At 70.8% G+C, this 1,370-nt stretch carries 3 protein-coding genes and 1 pseudogene; 2 read left to right on the plus strand and 2 right to left on the minus strand.

Going from position 1 to position 1,370, the window contains the following annotated elements; genetic code table 11:
* The coding region (locus D8M34_RS17885; RefSeq protein ID WP_446723743.1) for an alcohol dehydrogenase catalytic domain-containing protein at window positions 1–600 on the minus strand (600 nt) is incomplete at its 3' end.
* Window positions 601–606: 6 nt separating this feature from the next.
* The gene (locus tag D8M34_RS19630) at window positions 607–756 is read right to left on the minus strand and encodes a hypothetical protein (RefSeq protein ID WP_238695716.1); all 150 of its coding nucleotides are present in this window, start codon (window positions 754–756) and stop codon (window positions 607–609) included.
* A 188-nt stretch (window positions 757–944) separates the two neighbouring features.
* On the opposite strand from D8M34_RS19630, the gene D8M34_RS19790 reads away from it, so the two are divergent.
* Together D8M34_RS19790 and D8M34_RS19435 are read left to right on the plus strand one after the other, a co-directional pair.
* Window positions 945–1,076, plus strand: coding sequence for a hypothetical protein (locus D8M34_RS19790; RefSeq protein ID WP_274543282.1), 132 nt, complete (start codon window positions 945–947; stop codon window positions 1,074–1,076).
* A 12-nt stretch (window positions 1,077–1,088) separates the two neighbouring features.
* Window positions 1,089–1,370: pseudogene (locus tag D8M34_RS19435) on the plus strand (DUF4442 domain-containing protein); the annotation flags it as partial.

Genomic DNA, 1,370 nt, shown 5'->3' on the forward strand with positions numbered 1-1,370 from the left:
GTTCTCCGCGCCCTGCTCGGCGACGAAGTCGACGACCACCGTGGCGCCGCCGCCGGTGAGCTCCTGGACGGCCTCGACCTGGTTCCCGTCGGCGACGACGGTCTCCTCGGCGCCGATCTGCTTCGCCAGCTCGAGCGCGTCCGGGTTCTTGTCGACGACGATGCTCTTGGTGGCCGTGAGCGCGTCGAGCGCCTGGATGCCGATGTGGCCGAGCCCGCCCGCGCCCTGCACGACCGCGGTGGTGCCCGGGTAGGGGAACGGGACCGCTTTGCGGACGGCGTGGTAAGCGGTGAGGCCCGCGTCGGCGAGTGCGGCGACGTCGGCCGGGTTGGTGTCCGGGTTCAGCTTCACGCAGGACCGCGCGGTGGTGCGCAGGTACTCGGCCATGCCGCCGTCGTTGTTCGACAGGCCGGGGAAGAACGCGTCCCCGGTGCACTGCATGTCGCGCCCGTAGCGGCACATGGTGCACAGCCCGCACGACGGCTGCGGGTGCAGGATGACGGTGTCGCCGACCGCGACGTTCGTGACGCCGTCGCCGACCGCGTGCACCCAGCCCGCGTTCTCGTTGCCGACCACGTAGGGCAGGCCGGGGTTCTGGATGTCGGCTCAGTCCCCGTCGGTGATGTGGAGGTCGGTGCGGCACGCGCCGGCACCGCCGATCTTGACGATGACGTCGAGCGGCCCCTGGATCGTCGGTTCCGCGATGTCGTCGATCTGGGGATCCTGCTTGTACGCGTGCACCCGCACGGCCTTCACTGGCGGTACCTCCGAGCCTCGGACGCGCGGCGTTGCGCATCGTGGTGGTGGGACTTGGTGTGCCTGCTGTCACACCGATCTCAACCCCGTTGTGCACGACGGACAAGGGGGTTCGTTCTCGCTCAGCGATAATCGTGAGGAAACGGTCGTTGCTTCCCCTGAAGGTTACCGACGAGTAGGGTCGGGCCATGGCTGATGACGCGAGCTGGGTGGCCGACGCGATGCCGCAGCCGGTGCCGTGGGTGGGCACCGCCGGGATCACTTTCGGGGCGATCACCACCGACCGGCTCGAGGCGTTCCTCCCCGACCGCTCCGACTAGCACAACCACGTTGGTGGGCCACACGCCGCGGTGCTGCTGTGGTGTGGCGAGACCGCCGCCGGCGCAGTCGGTCTGTCGGCGTCCGCGTCGGCCGGGGCCGGGGCGGTGCCGCTGGTCGGCCGGTCCGAGATCCGCTACCTCAAGCTCGCCAGGGGCGACCTGCGTGCCGAGGCGGTGCTGACCCGCCCGGCCGGCGAGGTGCTCGCCGAGCTCGACGCCGGGACCCGACCCGAGTTCGCCGTGGACGTAACCATCACCGACGCCCGGGGCGTGCAGACCGGGGCCATGACGATC

This window comes from Microbacterium sp. HSID17254 (assembly GCF_003989315.1).
Classification (GTDB): domain Bacteria; phylum Actinomycetota; class Actinomycetes; order Actinomycetales; family Microbacteriaceae; genus Microbacterium.

Coding starts and splice junctions, on each gene's coding strand:
- D8M34_RS19790 (WP_274543282.1), top strand. CDS start 945: ATGGCTGATGACGCGAGCTGGGTGGCCGACGCGATGCCGCAGCCGGTG.